21 protein-coding genes are annotated in these 25,028 nt (G+C 42.6%); 8 read left to right on the top strand and 13 right to left on the bottom strand.

Translation table 11 applies throughout. The features are described 5' to 3' along the window. Nucleotides 1–33: 33 nt before the first annotated feature. Nucleotides 34–666: an OmpA family protein gene (locus tag HUS62_RS06295; RefSeq protein WP_054562840.1), complete on the bottom strand. Its 633-nt coding sequence runs from the start codon at nucleotides 664–666 to the stop codon at nucleotides 34–36. An 80-nt stretch (nucleotides 667–746) separates the two neighbouring features. Continuing rightward, complete coding sequence (locus HUS62_RS06290) at nucleotides 747–1,616, bottom strand: ABC transporter substrate-binding protein (RefSeq protein WP_258536729.1); 870 nt, start codon at nucleotides 1,614–1,616, stop codon at nucleotides 747–749. A gap of 33 nt (nucleotides 1,617–1,649) precedes the next feature. Here HUS62_RS06290 and chrA point away from each other — a divergent pair, with 33 nt between their 5' ends. Further along, nucleotides 1,650–2,786, top strand: a complete 1,137-nt coding sequence (gene chrA / locus HUS62_RS06285; protein WP_175078913.1) for a chromate efflux transporter — start codon at nucleotides 1,650–1,652, stop codon at nucleotides 2,784–2,786. Here the strand turns inward: chrA and HUS62_RS06280 are convergent. From HUS62_RS06280 to speA, 4 genes are read right to left on the bottom strand one after another with little or no spacing between them, the layout of a single operon-like run. Then, a complete protein-coding gene (locus tag HUS62_RS06280; protein ID WP_175078912.1) occupies nucleotides 2,783–4,033 on the bottom strand; it encodes a mechanosensitive ion channel family protein in 1,251 nt (416 codons plus the stop codon). The genes chrA and HUS62_RS06280 overlap by 4 nt on opposite strands. After that, complete coding sequence (locus tag HUS62_RS06275; protein ID WP_175078911.1) at nucleotides 4,030–4,953, bottom strand: acyltransferase; 924 nt, start codon at nucleotides 4,951–4,953, stop codon at nucleotides 4,030–4,032. Before HUS62_RS06275 ends, HUS62_RS06280 begins: the two co-directional genes overlap by 4 nt. A gap of 28 nt (nucleotides 4,954–4,981) precedes the next feature. Beyond that, the gene (locus tag HUS62_RS06270) at nucleotides 4,982–5,860 is read right to left on the bottom strand and encodes an acyltransferase (RefSeq protein WP_175078910.1); all 879 of its coding nucleotides are present in this window, start codon (nucleotides 5,858–5,860) and stop codon (nucleotides 4,982–4,984) included. A 21-nt stretch (nucleotides 5,861–5,881) separates the two neighbouring features. Further along, entirely contained in the window at nucleotides 5,882–7,762 is a 1,881-nt protein-coding gene (gene speA / locus HUS62_RS06265) for a biosynthetic arginine decarboxylase (protein ID WP_175078909.1), read from the bottom strand. A 198-nt stretch (nucleotides 7,763–7,960) separates the two neighbouring features. Here speA and speE point away from each other — a divergent pair, with 198 nt between their 5' ends. After that, complete coding sequence (gene speE / locus HUS62_RS06260) at nucleotides 7,961–8,824, top strand: polyamine aminopropyltransferase (RefSeq protein WP_054562846.1); 864 nt, start codon at nucleotides 7,961–7,963, stop codon at nucleotides 8,822–8,824. Between the two features lie 56 nt (nucleotides 8,825–8,880). Here speE and HUS62_RS06255 read toward each other — a convergent pair whose 3' ends face one another. Next, nucleotides 8,881–10,482, bottom strand: a complete 1,602-nt coding sequence (locus HUS62_RS06255) for a methyl-accepting chemotaxis protein (protein ID WP_175078908.1) — start codon at nucleotides 10,480–10,482, stop codon at nucleotides 8,881–8,883. Nucleotides 10,483–10,956: 474 nt separating this feature from the next. Here HUS62_RS06255 and HUS62_RS06250 point away from each other — a divergent pair, with 474 nt between their 5' ends. Beyond that, complete coding sequence (locus HUS62_RS06250; RefSeq protein ID WP_175078907.1) at nucleotides 10,957–12,999, top strand: glycoside hydrolase family 97 protein; 2,043 nt, start codon at nucleotides 10,957–10,959, stop codon at nucleotides 12,997–12,999. 77 nt (nucleotides 13,000–13,076) lie between these two features. On the opposite strand, the gene accC is transcribed toward HUS62_RS06250, so the two are convergent. The 5 genes from accC to cutA form a co-directional block, all read right to left on the bottom strand. Next, a complete protein-coding gene (gene accC, locus HUS62_RS06245; protein ID WP_054552430.1) occupies nucleotides 13,077–14,417 on the bottom strand; it encodes an acetyl-CoA carboxylase biotin carboxylase subunit in 1,341 nt (446 codons plus the stop codon). A gap of 23 nt (nucleotides 14,418–14,440) precedes the next feature. Then, nucleotides 14,441–14,905, bottom strand: a complete 465-nt coding sequence (gene accB / locus HUS62_RS06240; RefSeq protein WP_054552429.1) for an acetyl-CoA carboxylase biotin carboxyl carrier protein — start codon at nucleotides 14,903–14,905, stop codon at nucleotides 14,441–14,443. 30 nt (nucleotides 14,906–14,935) lie between these two features. After that, nucleotides 14,936–15,388, bottom strand: a complete 453-nt coding sequence (gene aroQ / locus HUS62_RS06235; RefSeq protein WP_175078906.1) for a type II 3-dehydroquinate dehydratase — start codon at nucleotides 15,386–15,388, stop codon at nucleotides 14,936–14,938. Between the two features lie 348 nt (nucleotides 15,389–15,736). Then, the gene (locus tag HUS62_RS06230; protein WP_175078905.1) at nucleotides 15,737–17,563 is read right to left on the bottom strand and encodes a protein-disulfide reductase DsbD; all 1,827 of its coding nucleotides are present in this window, start codon (nucleotides 17,561–17,563) and stop codon (nucleotides 15,737–15,739) included. Then, a complete protein-coding gene (gene cutA, locus HUS62_RS06225; RefSeq protein ID WP_054552426.1) occupies nucleotides 17,563–17,883 on the bottom strand; it encodes a divalent-cation tolerance protein CutA in 321 nt (106 codons plus the stop codon). The genes HUS62_RS06230 and cutA overlap by 1 nt, the downstream gene beginning before the upstream one ends. Before the next feature lie 162 nt (nucleotides 17,884–18,045). On the opposite strand from cutA, the gene HUS62_RS06220 reads away from it, so the two are divergent. The 5 genes from HUS62_RS06220 to HUS62_RS06200 all read left to right on the top strand — a co-directional run bounded on the left by HUS62_RS06220 (nucleotide 18,046) and on the right by HUS62_RS06200 (nucleotide 23,692). Continuing rightward, nucleotides 18,046–18,522, top strand: a complete 477-nt coding sequence (locus tag HUS62_RS06220) for an FxsA family protein (RefSeq protein WP_054552425.1) — start codon at nucleotides 18,046–18,048, stop codon at nucleotides 18,520–18,522. Nucleotides 18,523–18,665: 143 nt separating this feature from the next. Beyond that, nucleotides 18,666–18,953, top strand: a complete 288-nt coding sequence (locus HUS62_RS06215; protein WP_036973362.1) for a co-chaperone GroES — start codon at nucleotides 18,666–18,668, stop codon at nucleotides 18,951–18,953. A gap of 51 nt (nucleotides 18,954–19,004) precedes the next feature. Then, on the top strand, nucleotides 19,005–20,654 hold the full coding sequence (gene groL / locus HUS62_RS06210) for a chaperonin GroEL (protein ID WP_058583976.1): 1,650 nt from the start codon (nucleotides 19,005–19,007) through the stop codon (nucleotides 20,652–20,654). 1,058 nt (nucleotides 20,655–21,712) lie between these two features. Next, nucleotides 21,713–23,371 (top strand): group II intron reverse transcriptase/maturase, encoded by a 1,659-nt coding sequence (gene ltrA / locus HUS62_RS06205; RefSeq protein WP_175078904.1) that lies wholly within the window; start codon nucleotides 21,713–21,715, stop codon nucleotides 23,369–23,371. Nucleotides 23,372–23,464: 93 nt separating this feature from the next. Next, the gene (locus HUS62_RS06200) at nucleotides 23,465–23,692 is read left to right on the top strand and encodes a hypothetical protein (RefSeq protein WP_175078903.1); all 228 of its coding nucleotides are present in this window, start codon (nucleotides 23,465–23,467) and stop codon (nucleotides 23,690–23,692) included. A 272-nt stretch (nucleotides 23,693–23,964) separates the two neighbouring features. On the opposite strand, the gene HUS62_RS06195 is transcribed toward HUS62_RS06200, so the two are convergent. After that, nucleotides 23,965–24,849 (bottom strand): thrombospondin type 3 repeat-containing protein, encoded by an 885-nt coding sequence (locus HUS62_RS06195; RefSeq protein ID WP_220094974.1) that lies wholly within the window; start codon nucleotides 24,847–24,849, stop codon nucleotides 23,965–23,967. Nucleotides 24,850–25,028: the final 179 nt, after the last annotated feature.

Genomic DNA, 25,028 nt, shown 5'->3' with positions numbered 1-25,028 from the left:
GTTTGAAAGGGCATATCAAACCTGACCACAAATCTAACCTTGTGTATTCGGTACGATTTGAATTTCTACGCGGCGGTTTAAAGCTCGGCCATTTGCTGAGTCATTGCTTGCCACGGGACGTGTTTCACCATAACCTCGTGTGCTGATACGCGCAGACATAATCTGATGATTAACTAAGTAATCTTTTACGCTTTGCGCACGTTGTTGAGATAACGTCATATTGTAGCTATCTTTACCTGTGCTGTCGGTATGACCTTCAACGCTTAAGTAGGTTTTTTCGTATTTATTCATTACTTTAGCAATCGCATCTAGGGTGCTATGAAAGCCAGAAGAAATATAAGATTGATCAGTTGCAAAAGTAATATTTGATGGCATGACTAAACGAATATTGTCGCCTTCACGAACCACTTCAACACCTGAACCTGCTAGCTCATCGCGAAATGCTTCTTCTTGCTTATCCATATAATCGCCAACGGCTGCACCTGCTAATGCACCAATAGCCGCACCAATGAAAATACGTTTATCGTCATGGTCACCCGTTGCTTTACCTAGTACTGCACCTGTAGCAGCACCAATCGCAGCGCCTTTACCTGTATTAGTTGTCTCACAACCTGTTAAAAGAACGGCTAAAACGCCCACTGTTAAAACTGATTTTGTAAAAGTCATGTGTCTCTCCATGGCAATTATTCAAATTGAATTGTTAACAATTATGAATGAACGTCTATGAACAAACTATGAAGAAGGGGTTACTTATCGATTGCTACAGCAGTAACCGGAGGTAAGTTATAACTTTTGACCAATTCTGTTAAACGGCCATTGAGGACTAGCGTATTGAGGCGCTCTTGAATTTTTTCGGCTAAATCCGAGCTTGCAAACTGTTTACTTAGGGCAATGTGGCCATAAATAATATCTTTATAGCGATAGGGCATTTTTACGATTTCTTGTGAAGGTCGCTGCAGAAATACAGAGGCATGATCAGCAGTGCTCTCAACAGCAATCACTAGCTCAACACGATTTTTTAATAGCATTTCAAATGCATTATTTTCACTTAAAGCTTCAACTTTAATAAGTGTTTTATCGTTATCAAAACGAGGAAAGTGTGCTGCACCTCGCATTACTGCAATACGTTTACCTGCTAAATCTTGATAACTATTTATTTCAAGCTCGCTATCAGCTCTTGCATAAAACACAAAAGAAGATGACAGCATCATGTATGGCGGGGTGAGAAACTGCATTTTTTGCTCACGAGCGTCAGTGCGAATAAGCCCGCCCATCACATCTAGCTCATTTTGCTCGAGCATTTTTAAACAACGAGAAAACGGGCAAGCGACATATTCAAGCTTGATTGGTAAGGTACGCTGCATTTCACGCATAATATCCACTATTGCGCCACTGACTTTACCATCTTCAGAGACCATGCCATAAGGAGGCGCATGATCAACAGCCACCACAACTTTCTCAAAAGAGGTTGCAAGTGCAAAGCTGCTGCAAAGTAGTAACAATAAACTGGTAATATAGCGTTTCATAGTGATACTCATAACTACGTTCACTCGTTCTCTATATTGTAGACGGCCTTGTGTCATAAAAACCACAAAAATGTCATACAATTTTGTCATAATAGAAACTATCACCCTGTAACGGCAACGGTAATGTTATTTATCATCTTTAAACAATTCTTTTTATTAGGCTGTATGAGCTTTGGCGGTCCTGCGGCACACCTTGGTTATTTTAAGCGCCACTTTGTTGATAATTTAAAATGGCTTTCTGCAGAGCGCTATGCGCAATTGATTAGCCTAAGCCAAGCTTTACCGGGCCCTGGTTCAAGCCAAGTTAGCTTTGCAATGGGGGTTGAAAAAGGAGGAATACTGGGAGGCCTGTGTGCATTTGTTGGCTTTACCCTGCCCTCATTTTTAATTATGTTCTTTTTGGCTCTTAGCGCTCACCAGTTTGGTGATATTTACTTTGCGGTCATTGCTGGGCTTAAACTCTTTGCTGTGGTGATTGTTGCCGATGCGACATACAGCATGGCAATGAGCTTTTGCAAAAATCACTTACACAAGCTTATCGCGGTATTAAGCACGATTGCACTGATTGTGTTCTCACAGTTATCGAGTCAAATTTTAGTACTGGTTGCGGCTGCGGCCATAGGTTGGTTTTATCCTCAGCTTAAACTACCAGAGAACCAAGAACATAAACCTGTGAAAATTGCTTGGTTACCGCTTTGTTTATTTACCGTCTTGTTACTGATTAGCTTTTTGCCTTTAGGCGAAGGGTTTTCTTTGTTTGCCCCATTTTACCAAACTGGTGCTATGGTCTTTGGTGGCGGCCACGTTGTGTTACCCATTTTACAAGCTGGCGTGCCAAGCCTTGAAACCGAGCAGTTTTTATCTGCTTATGCCAGTGCTCAGGCCATACCTGGACCGATGTTCACAATAGCTACATACTTAGGCGCACAAGTGTCGCCGAATACACCACTTATAGGTGCGATTGTCGCGACCATCATGATTTTCTTACCGGGCTTTTTATTGATGTTAGCCTTTATGAAAAGCTGGCTACAGCTGGCTGATAAGCCTCGCTTTGCGGGCAGTATTGCAGCGTTAAATGCGGCCGTAGTGGGCTTTTTAGCTGCCGCCCTTTATTCACCTATTTGGCAATCGGCAGTGCAAAATTTGTGGCAAGTAGCTTTAGTCATTGCAGCATTTACGTGGCTAAGAATGGCAAAGCCACCTATTTGGTGGCTATTGTTAGGCTTTTTTGCACTGAGCGTGCTAGTTAGTCAGTTTTAAGTTTTTTCGCGCACAGGGTTAGCAACCTTGATACTTGGTTTTAGCCCTGTTTGAGCTTCGCTTGTACTTAACTGCCCAGTAACACTTTGATATGGTCTGAGTCCAAAGATTGGTAGCACAGCAAGCAGGTGATCCATAATCTCTGCTTGCAAGTGCTCGTATGAAATCCAGCGCTTATCTTCACTAAAGCAGTAAAACTCAATAGGTAAGCCGTGATTCATCGGCTGTAGCTCACGTACCATTAAGGTCAAATCACGATTAATTTTCTCATGTTGTTTTAAGTAACCTTCAGCATAACGACGGAACAAGCCAAGGTTTGTCACCGGATCGGGCAAGCTTGAAACACGAATATAGTCGTTAAGTGGAATAGCAGCATCAATTTGCTCTCGAAACGCATCATCAACCAAACGAATACTGTTCATATCAATGTTTAAAGCACGCTTGATACGACGACCACCCGACTCTTGCATACCACGCCAGTTTTTAAATGACCCAGCAACTAGCATATAGGTCGGAATGGTTGTGATAGTGTTATCCCAGTTACGTACTTTTACCGTATTTAAGCCAAGGTCGATAACCTCGCCATCCGCGCCATAGCTATCCACTTGGATCCAATCGCCATAAGTCACTAATCGGTTAGCTGCAATTTGAATACTGGCGACAAAGCCCAAAATGGTGTCTTTAAATACGAGTAAGGTCACCGCCGCTATCGCACCAAAGCCAGAGAGAATATAAGTTGGCGACTTCTCTAGCAAAATGCTCACAATGAGAATGGCGCAAACCATAAAAGTGATAAGTTTTACAACTTGGATCAAACCCTGAATCGGAATATCGCGGGCAAAATCAAGTTGGTTATAGATGCCACCAGCAATGCTCACCACACTACTTAAAATGAAGCCACCATAAATGATCAATGCAACTTGGCCTACGGTTTTAAGTACCAACGCAGCGACATCATGAACTGGATATACATAATCAAAGGTTGCCAAATACAGTACGCAGCACAATATCCCCGCAAAACGACGATTCAGTTTATTGAGCATAGGTGTAAGCGCACCAATGCGCTCAGGAGACAGGCGTGTAACAACCTTTTGAATACCCGGCAGTAATAAGCGACGGGTAAACATGTAAATTATTAGTAATGAGCCAACACCGATAGCTGTAGCGGTTAATGCACTTATTAGCGCCGCGTCTGGCATTGATTCAAACCAAGGCATCACCAACTCTTGTAGGTGAGTTTGCTTCATGGCGCTTCAATCTCCTTATTGATGGTAGCAAGGTACTCAGCTTGCTGAGCTTGGTGATAAGTTAGTAGCTGAGCATCTTTTTGTAACCACAACTCATTAATATGTTGTTGGAAAGCCGTTCTAAATGCACGGTCATGCTGATAATCACCAATCATCTCTGCGCTAATTGCTTGTACGTGCACTTCAACTTTAATCACGTTTAAACGGCCACGCATCAGGTTACGGCAAATATGGTCGCCCTCGCCCTGATAAATAATCGAGGTATTTAATAATGCATCAAATTGCTCACCTAACACCTCAAGAGCAAATGCTATACCGCCTGCTTTGGGTTTTAAAAGGTAAGTAAAAGGACTATTTTGCTTACTGTGCTTTTGACTTGTAAAGCGCGTGCCTTCAACAAAGTTGATAATGGTTGTCGGGTGATTACGAAAGTCGCGGCAACTACGCTTAGTGCGCTCAACATCGAGCCCTTTCAGCTTAGGATTTTTTGCCAGTTGCGCTTTGCTCACCCGCTTCATAAAAGGCATACCCATAGCCCATGCGCCAGTGCCAATGAATGGCACATACTTCAGCTCATCTTTTAAAAAGAACTTTGGCGCGGGTAAAACATCAATCGCACTTAGAACAACAATGTCTAACCAACTCATGTGATTAGAGATAAGTAAGTACCAACCATTTGTACTGACTTTGCCTTTAATATCAACATCTATTGTGGGGCAACCTAACCACAAAGCTAAACGGTTACCTTTACACCAACCGCGATAGGCCGCATGAAGAATGTCGCTAACCACTTTAAACGGCAGTATTAATTTAAGCACACCAAAGAGCAGCACTAGTGTGCCCCAGATAATTACATTAGCAAACAAGACAATGCTCACTAGAACGCCTGTTAACCAATTAGGTAAAAATTTCTTTAACATATGTGTGCTCTCGACTGCGTTAGCAATACTACTGCGTTTTTGCTTCTAACTCGGCTAGCTGCTGGTTTTTTTCATTCCAAATGCGGTTTAATTCAGCTTGAAAGTTAACTCTAAACTCAGCATCACCAGTGTAATCACCGATTAAATTAGGGCTTACTTCCATCACTTCTACTCGCACTTCGACTTCTTTTACACGACCACTGGCAAAGTCCACAAAGCTAGGAATACCACCAGGGTAATGAATAGTGACATTGACCACTTTGGAAATTTGCTCACCCATTGCTTGCATAACAAACGCAACACCACCCGCTTTTGGCTTTAATAAGTGCTCAAAAGGACTATTTTGACGCGAGTGCTTTTGCTCTGTAAAACGCGTACCTTCAACAAAGTTAACGATACTTACTGGCATTTCTTTGAATTTTTCACAAGCTTTGCGCGTGGTTTCTAAGTCTTTACCACGCAATTTAGGGTTTTTCTTTAACTGAGCTTTACTCGTGCGAGTCATAAATGGGAAATCCAATGCCCACCAAGCAAGGCCTAAAAAAGGAACGTAGATTAGCTCTTTTTTCAAGAAAAAGTTTAAAAACGGTATGCGGCGATTAAACACGCGTTGCATTACAACGATATCTACCCAGCTTTGATGATTTGCGATCACCAAGTACCAGTCTTTCGCTTTTAGTTGCTCAAGACCTGTCACGTTTAGCTTATATGAAGCAAATATGTTTTGATTGATGCTGTTGCAACTCACCCACATAGTGGCGCATTGCTTAGCTATCCAACTCATTGCTTTTTGTAGAGGCTTAATTGGGATCAGTTTAATCACGCCACAAATAAAGATGGGCACAAACCAAAAAAGTGTATTGAGGGTGTAAAATATAAAACTGAACACACAACGGATCATGGACATTACTACTTATTCCTTTAATGCTTAATCTTCAAAATACGTATAGCCAGCAAGGCCTGCATTTAGTTCTGACAAATATTGTGCCTTAGATTGCTCATCAATTGCCAGTGAGTTAACCCGTTTTGCAAAGTTTTCAGCAAGAATGTCGCTATCATAATCAACAAACTTTAATACGTCCTTAACGCTGTCACCTTTAATTGCGTTAGTCAGCTGATAACCCGCTTCAGTAAGCTCAACATGCACTGAATCTGTGTCGCCGAACAGGTTATGTAAATCACCTAAAATTTCTTGATACGCGCCCACTAAGAACATGGCAATGTGGTATTGCTGACCTTGCTTGTACTCAGGAATAGGTAAACTACTCTCAATACCTGTACCTTCAACATAGTTACGAATTTGTCCATCAGAGTCACAAGTAATGTCTTGAATAATAGCGCGCTGCGTTAATGGCTGATGAAGGTTTTCAACAGGCATCACAGGGAATAACTGCTGAATACCCCAGACATCAGGCAGTGATTGGAATAATGAGAAATTAACGAATAGCTTATCGGCCAGCTTTTCGTTTAAATCATCTAACACTTCACGGTGGGCACGGGCATTTTCGCTGAGGGATGCACGAACACGGTGTAAAATGGTGAAATACAGCTGCTCAAGCTTTGCCCATTCAAGCATAGTGAGTAGGCCATGCACATATTGGTCATGGGCTTCACTAAATAGATGCATTGCATCATGATAAATTTCTAGTGCCATACGCGGCGTTAAACGCTGTAAGCACTGCCACATTTCATCGAGCACTAATACGCTGTCTGCCTCAGGCGCCGTTGGATTCGCATGGTTAGGTGCACGCTCAACATCAATAACATCTGTAATTAATACTGCGTGGTGCGCTGTTAACGCACGGCCTGATTCAGTAATAATCGCAGGGTGTTTAAGATCATGTTGTTGGCATACTTCAGCAAATGCATTCACTACATTACGTGCATATTCATCAACACTGTAGTTCATTGAACACGAACTACGTGAACCAGAGCCTTCGTAATCAACACCTAAACCGCCACCGACATCAACTGTATTAAGTGGCACGCCTAACTGCGTTAACTCTGCAAAATGGCGAGCACATTCACGCAGTGCTCGATGAATATCACGGATATTGGCTATTTGTGAGCCAATATGAAAATGCACTAGTTGCATTAAATGAAGTTTATTACGCGACTTAAGTAGCTCAACTGCAGAAAGTACTTGGCCAGCAGTTAAGCCAAATTTGCCTTTTTCACCACCGGTGTTTTGCCATTTACCTTTACCTACCGAGTTTAAGCGAATGCGAATACCGATTGATGGCTCAATACCTAAGTCATCTATTTCAGCCAATAAGGTGGTTAGTTCAGATAGTTTTTCTACAACAATATGAACTTTATGGCCCATGCCTTGACCGATACAGGCTAAACGTAAAAACTCACTGTCTTTGTAACCATTACAAACAATGGTAATTGGCTCTTGTGCTACACCTAAAATCGCCATAAGTTCAGGCTTTGAGCCGGCTTCAAGGCCTACTAAACCACTTGGATGGGCAAGTAGTTTACTGACCACTGAGCGCTGCTGGTTAACCTTGATTGGGTAAACACAGGTATAACTACCTTGGTATTCACGGGCATTACAGGCTTTGGTAAAAGCACTCGTTAGGGTATCAACACGATTTTGTAAAATGTCGGTAAAGCGTACTAGTACAGGTAAAGTAAGACCTTGCTTTTTGAATTGCTCGGTTAGTTCAGATAAAGACACCGCAGCTTTTGTTTGATCGCCATCAGGGTAAGCCACCAGCTCACCTTGTGCGTTAATGTCAAAGTAACCGTCACTCCAATGAGCAACATTGTATGTATCGCGTGCTTTGTCTAAACCCCAAGTCATGGCAATGTCTTCTGTAATTTCATTAAATATAAACGCACATTTTAATACGCTAGGGCTGACCACGCTAACAAAAATTGCGCTATATGCCAAAGTGATAAAAAATATTCGCTATACTGATTAAAATTTGATTGAGCAATTGGTCAAGCACTGGCAAAATTGCCCCCCTTTTTTACCATTAACCAAAAGTGTATAAGCAAGATGGCTAATTTAGATCAAAACAACTGGTTCACTGAAATTAGTGACCGTGATGGTAGTGCCTTTTCATTACGCATTACTAAAAAGCTTGATGAACAGCAATCGCCATTTCAAAAAGTAGAAATGTACGAAACAACTGACTTCGGTAATCTGATGATTATTGACGGTTGTACTATGGTAAGTAGCCGTGAAAACTTTTTTTATCACGAGATGATCAGCCATCCGGCATTGCTTGCACACCCAAATCCAAAAAATGTGGTGATCATTGGTGGTGGTGACTGCGGTACTTTACGCGAAGTTTTAAAACACCCAGGTGTTGAGAGCGTAACGCAAATTGATATCGACGAAGTCGTGACACAAATGTCACTTAAATACTTCCCTGAGCTGTGTGAATCAAACCAAGATCCTCGCGCAACAGTGATGTTTGACGACGGCATCAAGTACATGCGTGAAGCGGCGCCAGAATCAATCGATGTAGTAATTGTTGATGGAACAGATCCAGTTGGTCCGGGCGAAGGCTTATTCAACCACGCTTTCTATACTAGCTGTTTAACTGCACTTCGTCCGGGTGGCATCTTGATTCAGCAAAGTGAATCCCCACTTATGCATATGCCACTATTAGTAGAAATGCGTGATGCAATGACAGAAGTAGGTTTTGTTGACCTACAAACGCTGCCTTTCCCACAGCCAATTTACCCAAGCGGTTTATGGTCAGTAACCCTTGCTCGTAAGTCAGAAGCATTCGCAGGGTTTCGTGAAGATGATGCAAATACACTGGCGCAAAGCACAGAGTACTATAATGCAGGTATTCACCACGGCGCATTAGCGACACCAAATTATATGAAACGTGCTTTTGAGAAAAAGTAAGCGTTTTAGTAAGATGTAAAAAAGGGCTCATTGAGCCCTTTTTTGTTGGCTTATGATTAGACTTTAAATCGATTCACTAAATGATTGAGCTCATCAGTGAGTTGGTTCATACGATTAGCCACTTCTTGTGTTGAACTTGCTAAGCCGCCCCCTTGTTGGGTTTGATCATTTAGGTCTGATAAATTTTGACTAATTTCATCTGCTACAGCAGTTTGCTCTTCAGTCGCTTGCGCTGTCTGCATCGCCATATCATTTACCTTAACTGATGACTCTTGCATTGAGTTAAGCACATCATTGGTTTGTGTGAATGACTCAACCGCTTCATCGGCATAGCGCTTACCACTGTTAATAGCTTGCAGTGACTGCTCAACGCTAGTTGCAAACTGCTCCACCATAGTTTGAATATCATTAGTACTCTCTTGCGTGCGAGTTGCAAGGGTACGAACCTCATCAGCTACTACCGCAAAGCCTCGCCCTTGTTCTCCGGCGCGGGCCGCTTCAATTGCTGCATTCAGTGCAAGTAGGTTAGTTTGCTCGGCAATAGCACGAATAACTTCAAGCACTTTAGCAATGTTGTCTGAGCTTTGTTGCAACTCAGTTGAACGCTGGCTGGCATGCTCCATGTTGTCTGATAGCGCAATAATTTTACGGCTTGAATTATCAACCGCAGCTAAACCTTGTTTAGCTAGCTGCTGCGAATTATCGGCTTCGTGAGATGAGTTTTGCGCCACATTAGCTACTTCGCGACTTGCTACACTCATTTCATGTACAGCACTGACTATCGACTCAGAAGCTTGGCTAAGCTTTTGGTTAACTTGATGGTTTTGATTTGCAAAGTTATCTAAATCGTTGCCTAGATTATGTAGCTCTTTCGCTTGCTCTAAAATATCTTTGATTAACTGCTGCAGATTATCTAAAAAGCGATTAAATGCAGTTGCTAACTCGGCAAACTCATCTTGCGTTTTAACATTGATACGACCTGTTAAATCACCATCTCCAGAGGCTATCTCGTTAATCCGCTCTGTGACAAAGTTAATTTGTTTTGTAAGCTGGCGCGGCACAAAATAACTAAACCAACCAGCAACAGCTAAAACCACAGCAATCATCACCATAAGCATCACTTTAAAGCCTATTACTTTATCCATCAGCTTTTCTGTCTCTGCTTGAGAGGTTTTGTCTGCAGCTTCTCCGGCTTTATCTAAAATATCACGTAGTGCTGAAAAGCTTTGCTCAGACGCTTGCTTTTGTGAAGCATTTGCTGGGTTATTAATATGAGCTGTTGATGCTGCATACCAAGCGTCAAATGCGCTATCAAAGTTACGAAACTGACCAGTCACCTCAGAGTATGGCGACATATAAGATAAATATTGCTTGAAACGGTCTTTAACCTGTTCGGCATTTTCTTGATGGTCAGTAAGTTGGCCTTTATCCCCTTTCATTTGGGTAACCAGGTGCAGCTCTGCGACTTTAGCTTGGTATAGGTCTCGGTCAGCATTAACAACCACAGAGACCGCATTTAAGAAGCGTTCTGATTGTGCATCAATCGCTTCTTTTTGAAGGTTAATTAGATAGGTATAGCCAGCAATTAAAATGACGATAGCAATGCCGAGCAGTACAATAGGCAAAGAACTTTTGACGCGAATGCTTTGTAACTTCATACATTATCCTAATTTAAATTCTAATCAGCACGTTCATTAGAATGTTAGTAGAAAAACTGAAAAAGTGTATGAAATTAAAAGTGCCAACTCGCTGAAAGTTGCAATTGCTGCTGCGAGTTATGCTCATTAAATCCCATACCGGGTCTATTTTGAGCGTCACTGCTCAGAACTGAATATTCAGCACCTACTTGCCACTTGGTCGACAGTTGATAACGCCAACTTGCGGTTAAAGCTTCTCCACGACTTTGGTTAGGATCAAATTGCCAATCATCATTGACTAAACAATAGTAGTAGCAAGAGGGTTATTCTTATCATTTTTTAAACCTTTTTTAGTATAAGGCCTGATATCACAGCACTCACTTTGTTGAATACGTATGCAGATCTCTCGTATTAACCAGCAAGTCACTTTATGCTTTAAGGATATATGTGAATACATGACAACAATCCATAACCATAAGCCGCCAAGGAACAACAATGCGATTAACTGCCTTAATGTTAGCAGCCTTTTCAGGTACTTGCCTAGCACAAACCACAACCGTCAGTTCACCTGATGGGCAGATCAAAGTAACTATCTCAGATGAGCAACACACACCTAGCTACGAAATCAGCTTTGCCGGTAAACAAGTCATTGCTAACTCTTCGTTAGGCCTTGTTTTTAAACAACAACCAGCAATGAGTGAAGGTTATAAAATTAGCAGCCAAACCACTGATTCGGTAAAAAGCAGCTGGGAGCAACCTTGGGGTGAACGCCAAACGGTAGTTGATAACCATAACGAAGTCGCTGTTACCTTTAAAAAGCCACAACCACAAGGTGGCACGTTTACGGTACGTTTTCGTGCTTTTAATGATGGTGTCGGCTTTCGATACGAATTACCAAAACAAGCTGGTTATGATGATGTAGAAATCACTAAAGAGCTTACAGAGTTTGCTATTACAGATTCATCAGATGCAACAGCTTGGTGGATCCCCGCTCGTGGTTGGAACCGTTATGAATATGTTTATAACACCACCCCACTTCATAAAGCGGCACTTGTGCACACACCATTTACTATAAAAAATAAAGAGGGTGTGCATATCAGTATTCACGAAGCTGCCCTTGTTGATTATGCAGGCATGGTTTTAAATCAACGTCGTGATGGTACCTTCCAAGCCGATTTAACACCTTGGTCAGACGGTGTAGCGGTCAAAAAACAAGGCGCATTTAATACTCCTTGGCGTACAATTCAAATTGGTGATGAAGCCGTTGATTTAATCAACTCAGATATCATCTTAAACTTAAACGAACCAAATAAACTGGGTGATGTATCTTGGGTTAAACCGGGTAAATACGTAGGTATTTGGTGGGGTATGCACATCAAAGAAAATTCTTGGGGTAGCGGTAAAATTCATGGTGCAACCACTGCAAACACTAAATATTACATGGACTTCGCTGCTAAATATGGCTTCGATGGCGTGCTAGTCGAAGGCTGGAATATTGGCTGGGATGGCGACTGGTTTTATAACGGTGACGTATTTAGCTTCACACAACCTTACGACGACTTTGATATTGAAGAGCTGACACGTTACGGCAAAGAAAAAGGCGTACAATTAATTGGTCACCACGAAACATCGGGCAACGTGACCAACTACCGTAACCAAATGGAAGATGCATTTGCGTTATACGAAAAATCAAATGTAAGCCAAGTTAAAACAGGTTATGTCGCTGACGGTGGTAACATCAAGCGCATCGATGAAAACGGTATTGTACGCAAAGAGTGGCACGATGGTCAGTTCATGGTTAATGAATACCTACACAACGTAAAACTTGCTGCAAAACATAAAATTAGTATCAACACGCATGAGCCTGTGAAAGATACCGGCCTACGTCGTACATACCCGAACTGGATTGCTCGTGAAGGTGCCCGTGGTCAAGAGTTTAACGCATGGGGTACACCGCCGAACCCACCAGAGCACATTCCAATGCTAGCTTTCACCCGTATGCTTGCAGGCCCAATGGACTTTACTCCAGGTATTTTTGATATGGGCTTTAACGGTTTAGGTGCTGATACCAACCGCCCACAAACGACCCTAGCGAAGCAATTAGCGCTATATGTTGTAATGTACAGCCCTATTCAAATGGCCGCAGATTTACCACGTAATTATTTAGCGAAGCCAGATGCATTCCAGTTTATTCAGGATGTACCAACTGATTGGCAACAAAGTATTGCACTACAAGGTGAAGTTGGCGATTTCGTTGTATTTGCGCGTAAAGAACGCAAGCGTGATCAATACTCAGGTAACGACTGGTATCTAGGTGCAGTTACAGACGAAAAAGCTCGCACTTTAGAAGTGAAGTTAGACTTCTTAGATAAAGGTAAAAAGTTTGAAGCGCAAATCTACCGTGACGGTGACAAAGCTGAATGGGTAAATAACCCTTACGACTTAAAAGTAGAAAAACGCATAGTGACTGCTGATGATAAGCTAACGTTAAAGCTTGCCACCAGCGGCGGCACAGCGATTCGATTTAAAGCAATCTAAGCTAAAAGCTGTAAGTTTTGAGCTTAAATAAAAAAGCCGGCAAAGTTGCCGGCTTTTTAGCTTAAACAGAATTTTTTTTACAGACCTAGTTTCTTCTCAAGGTAGTGGATGTTTGTACCACCGTTTTGGAAGTTTTCATCTGCCAAGATTTTCTTGTGCAGTGGTGTGTTGGTCTTGATGCCATCGATCACTAATTCGTTTAACGCATTGCGTGAACGAGCAATAGCTACATCACGGTTTTCACCGTAACAGATCAACTTACCAATCATTGAATCGTAATGAGGTGGTACTGTGTAATCTGCGTAGATGTGGCTGTCCCAACGAATACCTAAACCGCCAGCAGGGTGGAATCGCGTGATTTTACCTGGTGATGGAATAAAGGTGTCTGGGTCTTCCGCATTAATACGGCACTCAATTGCATGACCACGAATAACCACATCTTCTTGTGTGAATGATAATGGTTGACCCGCTGCAATTTTTAGCTGCTCTTTGATTAAGTCAACGCCAGTGACCATTTCTGTTACTGGGTGCTCAACCTGAATACGGGTATTCATTTCGATGAAATAGAACTCGCCGTTTTCGTATAAGAATTCGAACGTACCTGCACCGCGATAACCGATTTCGATACATGCACGAGTACAACGGTCACCAATGAACTTACGCATTTCAGCTGTGATACCTGGCGCTGGCGCTTCTTCAACAACTTTTTGGTGACGACGTTGCATTGAACAATCACGCTCACCTAAGTGAACTGCATTGCCTTGACCGTCTGCAAGTACTTGAACTTCGATGTGACGTGGGTTTTCAAGGAATTTTTCCATGTAAACCATACCATTACCGAAGAACTGCTTTGCTTCTTGCTGAGTAAGAGCGATTGAATCAATCAGTTCTTTTTCGCTGCGAACAACACGCATACCACGACCACCGCCGCCGCCTGCTGCTTTAATGATTACAGGGTAACCAATACGCTTAGCGATTTGAATGTTGCGCTCACTGTCTGCCGTTAATGGGCCATCAGAACCTGGTACACAAGGTACACCGGCTTTACGCATCGCTTCGATTGCAGAAACTTTGTCACCCATTAAACGAATTGTGTCGCCTTTAGGACCGATAAATACAAAGCCGCTTTGCTCAACTTGATCAGCAAAGTCTGCATTTTCAGAAAGGAAACCATAACCTGGGTGGATAGCAACTGCGTCTGTTACTTCTGCCGCTGCAATAATGCGCGGAATATCTAAGTAACTTTCAGTGGCTGCTGGTTTACCAATACAAATTGTTTCGTCTGCCAGTAACACGTGCTTAAGATCACGGTCTGCCGTTGAATGCACAGCAACAGTTTTGATCCCAAGCTCTTTGCAGGCGCGCAGTACGCGAAGTGCAATTTCACCTCGGTTTGCAATGACTACTTTATCTAACATAGAGTTGGCCTTTTGTTGCGCTATTATTCAATGATGAATAAAGGTTGATCGAATTCTACTGGCTCGCCATTTTCAACTAAGATAGCTTTTACTGTGCCTGCTTTATCAGATTCGATTTGGTTCATCATCTTCATTGCTTCAACGATACATAACGTATCGCCAACATTTACTTTAGAACCTACTTCTACGTATGGTGCTGCTTCTGGAGAAGCCGCTGAGTAGAATGAACCAACCATAGGAGATTTAACTTGATGGCCAGTCGGTGCAGCTGGAGCAGCCGCTTCTGCTGCTGGTGCCTCTGCTACTGGAGCTGGTGCCGCTGCTGGCGCAGGTGCTGCAAACTGTTGTGGTGCATACTGCATTGCAGGTGCTGCAGACATATTGTTACGATTGATGCGTACTGACTCTTCACCTTCAGTGATTTCTAATTCAGCAATACCAGATTCTTCTACTAATTCGATAAGTTTTTTGATCTTGCGAATATCCATTGAACGACCCGCCTGTTAGTTATTTAAAAATTAATGTGTGTTTTGCAACCGGCTAACAGCAGCTTCAAGTGCCACCTTATAACCCATTGCTCCTAATCCAATAATGACGCCTTGTGCCACATCCGAAAAATACGAATGATGACGGAATGCTTCTCGAGCATGCACATTAGTTAAATGCACCTCGTAAAAGGGAATGTTTACACTAAGTAATGCATCCCGTAAGGCTACGCTTGTATGCGTAAATGCAGCAGGGTTGATAATAATTGCATCAACCGTTTGCCACGCATCGTGAATGCGTTCTATTAATGCAGCTTCACTGTTACTTTGGAAATGCGTTAAATCAACATTGAGACTGGCAGCAACCTGACTAAGTTCAGCTATAATCTCATCAAGAGATTGAGTACCGTACTTTTCTGGTTCACGCTTGCCAAGCATGTTTAAATTTGGCCCATTTAGAACTAAAAGTTTGAATTTTGCAGCCATAATACGCGATATATCCTATAAGTAAGCAGTTTAACCATATTCATCATAAACCCACGCTTAACCTAAGCGTGCTGATGTAAAATAGCAACTATTTCTCACGTTAACCACCTATTATAGATATTTCGACGTAAATAGCAGCAAAATACTGGTCTAATCACTCCCTATTCGTGGCAAAGTCAAGTATAGCAAGGCACACAACAGGGTCATTCTAAGCGTTTTCCTGCTGATTAATTGAGCTTCAATCAGTGAATTTGCTATTTTTCACTTAAAATAAGTATTTTTTATGATGCTGATACAAAAACGCCACTCAGATGAGTGGCGTTTTGCTATTTTCTTGCACGTTTGCGTTTATTTAGCGCTATTTCGAACTTTTGCTAAATGTTCTGCAAAGTCTTTGGCATTTAAAAAGCCTGTTACACGTTGCTCTAAAAGCTCATTACCTTGGCTATCAAAGAACAAAATGCTCGGTAAACCAAATACCGTGTATTCTTCCATCAGCTCTATGGTTTTTGCATCGCTTTGTGTTAAATCGATTTGAATTAATTCAAAGTGAGCAAATTGCTCTTGCACTTTAGCGTCAGGAAACGTGTAGTGCTCAAACTCTTTACACGCAACGCACCAGTCGGCATATAAGTCGACCATTACTAAGCGCCCTTCGCTACTTGCTTGTGCAATTTCTTCTTTTAATTCACTTAGATTAGCAACTTGTCTAAAACCATGTGTTTTTACAGTAGCTTCAGCAACCACCGCTTTACTGGGCCAGAAATAATTTTTCGTTAAACTCGCCCCAGTCACAACCAATAAGGTTGCAGCAAACCACAATGCTGTTTTTAGTTTGCCTTGTGATTGACCACTTTGCCAATGGTGTAAATAAAGCGCTGTAGCAAGAGCTAATAAACCCGCCATTAACCAAATGATTTCAATATCAACAATACGCTCAAGCAGAATAAGCGGCACGACCAGCATAATGAAACCAAAGAGGGTTTTCACTTGCTCCATCCAACCACCGGCTTTTGGTAGTAATTTACCGCCAGAAGTCCCCAGTAATAACAGCGGTAAGCCCATGCCTAAACTGAGTACATAAAGTGTTAAACCACCGACGAGGTAGTCACCACTTTGCGCTACATAGAGTAAAGCAGCAGATAATGGCGCTGTTGTACACGGTGAGGCAATCAAACCAGACAGTACACCCATCATAAATACGCCAACATAATTGCCGCCTTTTTGCTGGTTACTAACCTGAGTAAGTTTATTCATCATACCGCTAGGTAATTTGATTTCGTACCAGCCAAACATCGACATTGCCAGCAATACAAATAAGATACTAAAGCTAATTAGTACAGTAGGATGCTGTAAATACCCTTGTACTTGCCCACCTAATGATGCAACCACTAAACCCAGTCCTGCGTAAGTAACGGCCATACCTTGTACATATACAAACGACAGCGAGAACGCTTTCTTAGTCGATAAATTCTGCTGACCCGCTATAAGGCTCGACAAAATCGGAAACATTGGGAATACGCATGGCGTAAAGGCAAGACCAACACCAACTAAAAAGAAGATTACTAGGTTAGTTAGTAAACCTTGCGATGCCAGCTTATCGGTATATGACTGCTCACCAGCTGGTTTTGAAACTTCTTGAGAAGGGGCTGATGACGCTTCATTAGTATCGGCTGCTTGTGTTAATGCAGCCAATGCATTCCCCGCATCTGCAGCCTGTGATACTTGCTCACCTGCAATCACAGATAAAGGAATGGTTCTAACTTCTGGCGGATAACATAACCCCGCCTCGGCACAGCCTTGAAAACGCACTTTAACAACCGCACCTTCTGTGACGTTACTAAGCTTAGAAACCACACTTAACGAATCAAAGAATACCTCGGTCTTACCAAAAAATTCATCCTCAATAATCACGCCCTTGCCAAGATCAGGAATTTCAATATCTGCGCCTTTGGCAATAATTTCGACTTTCTTTTTATAAAGGTAATAATCAGGCGCAATATCCCAGCCAATAAATAAGGTTTTGCCTTGCTGGTCAAAATCGAAAACAAAAGCCTGATCAACTGGGAGAAATGTTTGCTCCGCAGGTTGTAGTAGATTTCCAAGTAAATTGTTATTACTTGCGCTTGCTGGCATTAGCAATAATGCACAAAGTAATAAAAGGAACGATCGCATTAATTAAGTACCTCATCCATCCAATTAAAATAGGCTAAATTGCCTGTAGCCACATCAACGACCTGAATTTCAGGCACCTCATAACTATGCAATTTCTTGATAGTTTGGATCACCTCATTCATTTTTTCTGACTTAGTTTTGATCAGTAACTTACTCTCAATAGCTTGAGTCACCTCGCCTTCCCACATGTAAATAGATTCAATAGTAGGCAAAATGTTCACACAAGCAGCTAGCTTTTCTTTAACTAGATGTTGTGCCAACTGACGGGCTTCAGCCTCATTTGCACAAGTAGTAAAAATAAGTCGAAAATGCGTAGTCATAAGGAACCTTTATTTGATTACGTGAGTCGCACCATAGTAGCCGATAGTAACTATAATGTGTAGCGAGCAAGGTGATCCTAGGTTCCGTCTTGAAAAATGACCTGCTCACCCCAATTTATATTTCACTGACTCGAAAGAGAATGACATTTTTTAGAGAGCGTTATGTTTAGATTTTTGTTTTTGTTATTTATTTTAGTGCCGATTGTGGAGATCGCGTTACTCATCCAAGTGAGTGAAGTGATCGGCGGCTTTGCCACCATAGCGCTTGTAATTGTAACCGCGATTGTCGGTGCGAAATTAGTGAAGCAGCAAGGTATGGGCGCGATTCAAAACGTGCAATTACAAATGGCACAAGGGCAAATGCCTGCAAAAGAATTATTTACTGGATTATGTGTCATTATCGCCGGTGTTTTATTAATGACACCAGGCATCATGACTGACTTTTTTGGCTTTTTACTACTCACGCCAGCAATCCGCAACAAACTGGCTGCAGGCCTTGCTAGTCAGGCAACTGTGCGCATGAGTTCGCAGGCAAATCAAGGCTCTGCACACTTCCAATATCATAGTAAAACAACCACTCATGAAGAGCCAAACCATCAACCTACAACTATTGATGGTGAATTTGAGCGAAAAGATTAAAATTTTTTAATTTTTGTACTTGGATTTTTTTAAGCCACCCCCATTAATGAATGCAATGAAACGCAACGGGTGGCTTAGCACTCCCCTGCAATAACACAAGATTTTTTCTGTACTGTTCAGAAACTGTTAGGAGAACTAAATAAATGAACATTCGTCCTTTACATGATCGCGTCATCGTTAAGCGTCTAGAAGAAGAAACTAAGTCTGCTGGCGGTATTGTATTAACTGGCTCTGCAGCTGAAAAATCAACTCGCGGAGAAGTTATCGCTGTTGGTAATGGCCGTGTTTTAGACAACGGTGAAGTAAGAGCATTAGAAGTTAAAGCCGGTGACACTGTGCTGTTCGGCTCTTATGTTGAAAAAGCTGAAAAGATCGAAGGTCAAGAGTACCTGATCATGCGTGAAGATAACATCCTAGGCATTGTAGGCTAATCCTACTTTTCGTTTAGCAACCCGTTTACAGAATTTAAGAGGAATTTAATCATGGCAGCAAAAGAAGTACTTTTTGCAGGTGACGCACGTGGCAAAATGCTAACTGGCGTAAACATTTTAGCAAACGCAGTAAAAGTAACTTTAGGTCCTAAAGGCCGTAACGTTGTATTAGACAAATCATTCGGCGCTCCAGTGATCACTAAAGATGGTGTATCTGTAGCAAAAGAAATCGAGCTTGAAGACAAGTTCGAAAACATGGGCGCACAAATGGTTAAAGAAGTAGCGTCTAAAGCGAATGACGCTGCTGGTGACGGTACAACAACTGCAACAGTATTAGCGCAAGCTATCGTAAACGAAGGCTTAAAAGCAGTTGCAGCGGGTATGAACCCAATGGACCTTAAGCGCGGTATCGACAAAGCAGTTACTGCAGCAGTTGAAGAGCTTAAAGCACTTTCTGTTCCATGTGCAGACACTAAAGCAATTGCACAAGTAGGTACTATTTCTGCTAACTCTGATAAAGAAATCGGTGACATCATTGCAGAAGCAATGGAAAAAGTAGGCCGTGATTCAGGCGTTATCACTGTTGAAGAAGGTCAGTCGTTAGAAAACGAACTAGACGTAGTTGAAGGTATGCAGTTTGACCGCGGTTACCTTTCTCCATACTTCATCAACAACGCTGAAAAAGGCGCTGTAGAGCTAGACAACCCATTCATTCTACTTGTAGATAAAAAAGTATCTAACATCCGTGAGCTACTACCTACATTAGAAGCTGTTGCTAAAGCTAGCAAGCCACTACTTATCATTGCTGAAGACCTTGAAGGTGAAGCGCTTGCAACACTTGTTGTAAACAACATGCGCGGTATCGTTAAAGTATCTGCGGTTAAAGCACCTGGTTTTGGCGACCGTCGTAAAGCAATGCTACAAGACATCGCAGTATTAACAGGTGGTACTGTTATTTCTGAAGAAATCGGTTTAGAGCTAGAAAAAGCGACAATCGAAGACCTAGGTACAGCGAAGCGCGTTGTGATCACTAAAGATGATACAACAATCATCGACGGTGCAGGCGAAGAAGACGGCATCAATGGTCGTGTTGCACAAATCAAAGCACAAATCGAAGAAGCGACCTCTGACTACGATAAAGAGAAACTACAAGAGCGTATGGCTAAACTAGCTGGCGGTGTTGCAGTAATCAAAGTTGGCGCAGCAACTGAAATCGAAATGAAAGAGAAAAAAGACCGCGTTGAAGATGCACTACACGCAACTCGCGCAGCGGTTGAAGAAGGTGTTGTACCAGGTGGTGGTGTTGCACTAGTTCGCGTAGCAAGCAAACTTGTTGAACTTGCTGGCGACAACGAAGACCAAAGCCACGGTATCAAAGTTGCACTACGTGCGATGGAAGCACCACTTCGTCAAATCGTAACTAACGCAGGTGACGAAGCATCTGTTGTTGTTAACTCAGTAAAAGGCGGTGAAGGTAACTACGGTTACAACGCAGCATCAGGCGAGTACAACGACATGATCGAAATGGGTATCTTAGACCCAACTAAAGTAACGCGTTCTGCACTACAGTACGCAGCTTCAATCGCGGGTCTTATGATCACAACTGAAGCAATGGTTGCTGAAATCCCGAAAGAAGATGCACCAGCTGCTCCTGATATGGGCGGCATGGGCGGCATGGGTGGTATGGGCGGCATGATGTAGTGCGACGAGAGTCGCGTAGGTCGCTAACCTAGCAGGCTACACCGTAAGCAAGTACTTACGTACTTGCTCACCCACCTGCAAAAAATTAGTAGTCGAAATCCGTTGGTCGGATCGCACAATCCGATCAACGGCATTCTCGAAAGAGAATGTTCGCCTGATCGTTATTGTCGGTCAGCATAAAGAAAACGGGCGCAAAGTGTTAATGTCTGCGCTGCCCTCAACACGTAGGTATCTAGAAGCATAGTCTTTTGTGCGAAAGGGAAAAAGAACGGCGGCGTCAGCCTGCCGACAATTTTAACCTTCGAGGATACTCCCGTCTGCTTGCCACTTCTGGCACGACTTATTGGAATTTTGCTGCTGGAGCGATCTCCGGCGTAAGCTGTTGTAGTTATTGTCTCACCGTTTTGTTTCGGCACTTCGGTAGCGAGACCTGTTATACGGCTAACAGTAGCCTAGGGATAGTGCGATGCTGGTAACGGCATGGTGCAAAGCTTCCTGACAATGTACCCCTGTGTAAACGGTGCCTTAACTCGTGAGAGTGGGCATAGTTGGCTAACAATAAGCTGGCTGGGGGCTAGGCTGGGCAATATGGTTAACGTAAGTGAACTGTTGATAAATACCGTCAACCGCAAAGAGCGAAATATTGTTGATGCGCTCTGACCAAAAGGTACGTGGTCGGTTAATCCTTTTACATCTGGGATTACGCCGTCTTATGACCACCGGTAGATAGACAGAACCTACGTTGCTCGTGTAACTGCAATGGAACTCGGTAAGCCCGATTATTCGCCTGATTGCTGGTAACAGTAACACAGGCAGGCAATCCGTAAGGAACGCTGTTGGATAAGCGGGTAAAGGATGTCTGACCAAGCGAAGGCTGAACTGTAATGGTTCGGATAGGGGTTCTAACTTTGCCCTAACTCGAAAGAGTGCCAAATTCAGACTGGTCTTTAATCGTGTGAAGGCGTGTAAAGCCATCTAACAAATTAACCCAAGCGGGGATTAGCTATCCCCGTAAGGGCTTGGCTTTTCTCCATTTTGTGGTTATGGAGGAAAGCAAGATGAGTACGGAATGTATGTTCCATGTACCTGCGTTCTCCCACCAAGCAAACAGCTGGCATACCATTGATTGGTATGCGGTTGAGCGCAAGGTGAGAGGGCTACAAGTACGGATCGCGAAGGCGACTAAGCAACAACAGTGGCGTAAAGTGAAAGCCCTACAACGCATGTTGGTGCGCTCGTTTGCTGCCAAAGCTTTGGCAGTTAAACGGGTAACTGAAAATCGAGGCAAAAGGACTGCCGGTGTCGATGGGGAGTTATGGAGTACACCTGAGAGTAAATGGCTGGCGCTATTTCGATTAACGCGTAAGGGCTATAAGCCCAAACCGTTGAGGCGAGTTTATATTCCTAAAGCGAACGGCAAGCGTCGACCGCTTGGGATACCGACTATGCTCGACAGAGCTATGCAGGCGTTATACCTGCTGGCGCTAGAGCCTGTGTCGGAAACAACCGCCGATAGAAATAGCTATGGCTTTCGCCCGATGCGCTCAACGGCAGATGCGATTGAGCAATGTTTTGTGAACCTCAGTCGCAAGCATTCTGCCAAATGGGTGTTAGAGGGGGACATCAAAGGGTGCTTCGATAACATCAGTCATGACTGGTTACTCGCCAACATTCCATTGGATAAACGAGTACTCGGAAAATGGCTGAAAGCCGGTTACATGGAATCCGGTAAACTGAATCCGACTGAAGCTGGGACACCGCAAGGGGGAATTATTTCTCCTGTGTTGGCCAATATGGCGCTTGATGGTTTGGAAACGGTGCTTGAATCCCGTTTTGGGAAGAAGAACACTAAAGCCAGCTACAAGACCAAGGTTAACTATGTGCGATATGCAGATGACTTCATTATTACTGGTATCTCGCAAGAGTTGCTGGAAGATGAAGTAAAACCTCTCGTTGAAGCCTTTATGGCGAAACGGGGGCTGACGCTTTCGCCGGAAAAAACGGTGATAACCCATATTGATGAAGGGTTTGACTTTTTGGGGCAAAACTTACGCAAGTACAAAGGCAAGCTTTTAATTAAGCCAAGCCGAAAGAACCTGCGAACGTTCCTCCATAAAGTCAGAAACATAATTAGCGGCAATAAAACGGTGACGGCTGGTTTGTTGATATACATGCTCAACCCTGTACTTAGAGGTTGGGCAAACTATCACAGACATATCGTTGCCAAGGAAACCTTTAATTATGTTGATTATCGGGTTTGGAAAATGCTTTGGAAGTGGTGCCGACGGCGACATAAAAATCGTCGCTTTCACTGGGTTAAGTCTAAGTACTTTAAAACAGTGGGCAAACGCAACTGGGTATTTTCAGGTGAATGGGAGGAGTCGAAAATACTTCACCTATTCTCATGTAACGATGTGGTGATAAAGCGACTTACTAAGATAAAAGCAGAAGCCAACCCTTATGACTTGGCATTTGAGGAATACTTCGAGCAACGCTTAGAGCGAGCTTGGCGTGAATCAATGCAGGGCAAAAGGAAAGTGCTGATGCTCTGGCTCAGGCAGCAGCAATGCTGCGTTATGTGCCGCCACAAAATTACCAAAGAAACAGGGTGGAATATCCATCATATTGTGGAAAGGGTAAAAGGCGGTTCAGATGAGCTAGGTAATTTGGTGTTGTTGCACCCTAATTGTCATAGGCAATTGCATGTGAATAAATAGTTTAAAAAATTATTCACCACTGCTCTTGAAATACTGTATGTATGTCCACATATATTTATTAGGCAATAAAGCCTTATAAATGAGGAAATACTTATGTCAGATAACTCTCTCGAACAGTTCCCAATTAAAGAAGGAACAACAGTAAAGTTTAATACTAATGTGCCTGTTGGGTCTGAGATCATATTAAAAACTAAGGGAGGTACTATTGTTAAATTTAGAACTTCGCTTAATAACCCTGCGGAGATTTTCTCAGGGAATGATATCGAGAGTTGTACACTGAACATAGAGGAATCAGTACAAGAACTTACTTCGGTAAAGTAGTCGTTGGTCTGTACTTAGGTACTGACTTATAGAGGCTTGAGCCGTATGCGGGGAAACTCGCTCGTACGGTTCTTAGGGGGCGGCGGTGCAGTAATGCACTGCTGCTACCCGACATCATCCCCCCGGTAAAAATCTTTATTTAAAGATATTACCCGAAGGTACCTCCCCTTCAAAAGAAAGCCCCTATTAACACATGTTTTTAGGGGCTTTTTTACGATTATAGAAACTTAGTCTGATTTATAAATCATTTGATAAGAGCTATTCTAAGCTACTTACTTTTTTGATTTACTTTGCTTAGGTTTACCTTTATCTGATTTAGCAGCTTCACTGACAATCGCGTCTTTTTGCTCTTCGGTAATTAGAGCTTGATCTAAAAGCTGTTCAGCCGCTTTTGCAACACAACTGACGTATTTACCATGGTTAGCAAACTCTGACGATTCACCACATTGTGCAGCCATATGTTGTTCAACTGAACACCCTTCATAGGTTACCGCCTCTAGAGCAGGAGTGTCTGGGCAGTAATCAAAATCATTATTTACTCCATCGCCGTCAACATCGGCATCACATTCATCACCTTGACCATCCTGATCAAAGTCTAGCTGATCAGGGTTTGCAACTTCAGGGCAATTATCGACAGCATCAGGTATACCGTCTTGATCCATATCTTCATCAACGATACCTATCGGGTCACTGATAGTTGAAGCAAGGCAATAATCATCACATGAATAAGTTAATGATGCCGGCATATCATCCCATACTGCCAAAACAGTGCCGTACGTAGCATCATTTGTGTAAATTAACCAATATTGCCATCCCCAATACACATCATATAATGCACTACCATCATTAATGATTGTATAACTGCTAGGCCTTGGACGAATATCAAATGCCCCTATGCCTGAGCCATAGTTGAACATTTGCATCGCAAATTTTCCATCTTCAGTACGAAAACCATCATTATACATTTGCTCCGTAGTGTAAGTTCCAAACGTTCCACCAGATACAACTTGCTCAGAGGATATTGAGATTGTCGAACCGTTAATACTGCCATTTGTGGGTTGTAAGTGAATAGTTCCAGTCATAGCTGTCACATCTGCAAATGCCACTGCAGACACAAAACATGAGGCCACTCCTGAAATAAGTAAGTGCTTATTCATATTTATATCCTTAAATTTGGTAGGGTTGGAATGTGCATTCCAAACATCACCCAGAAGTTTAGTGAAGCAGTATGAGGCAATTTTATAAGGTGTATAAAACATTCCCGAGACATGGCGAAACGAGCTTTTCTGAAACTGCGGCTTAATATTTGTAGACAATCCCAAAAAAGTCAATTTAT

The sequence above is a fragment of the Pseudoalteromonas sp. 0303 genome, from assembly GCF_013349995.1.
In the GTDB taxonomy this organism is placed as follows: Bacteria; Pseudomonadota; Gammaproteobacteria; order Enterobacterales; family Alteromonadaceae; genus Pseudoalteromonas.
The sequence above is the reverse complement of the archived record's forward strand: the minus strand, read 5'-3'. Positions and strand labels throughout refer to the sequence as shown.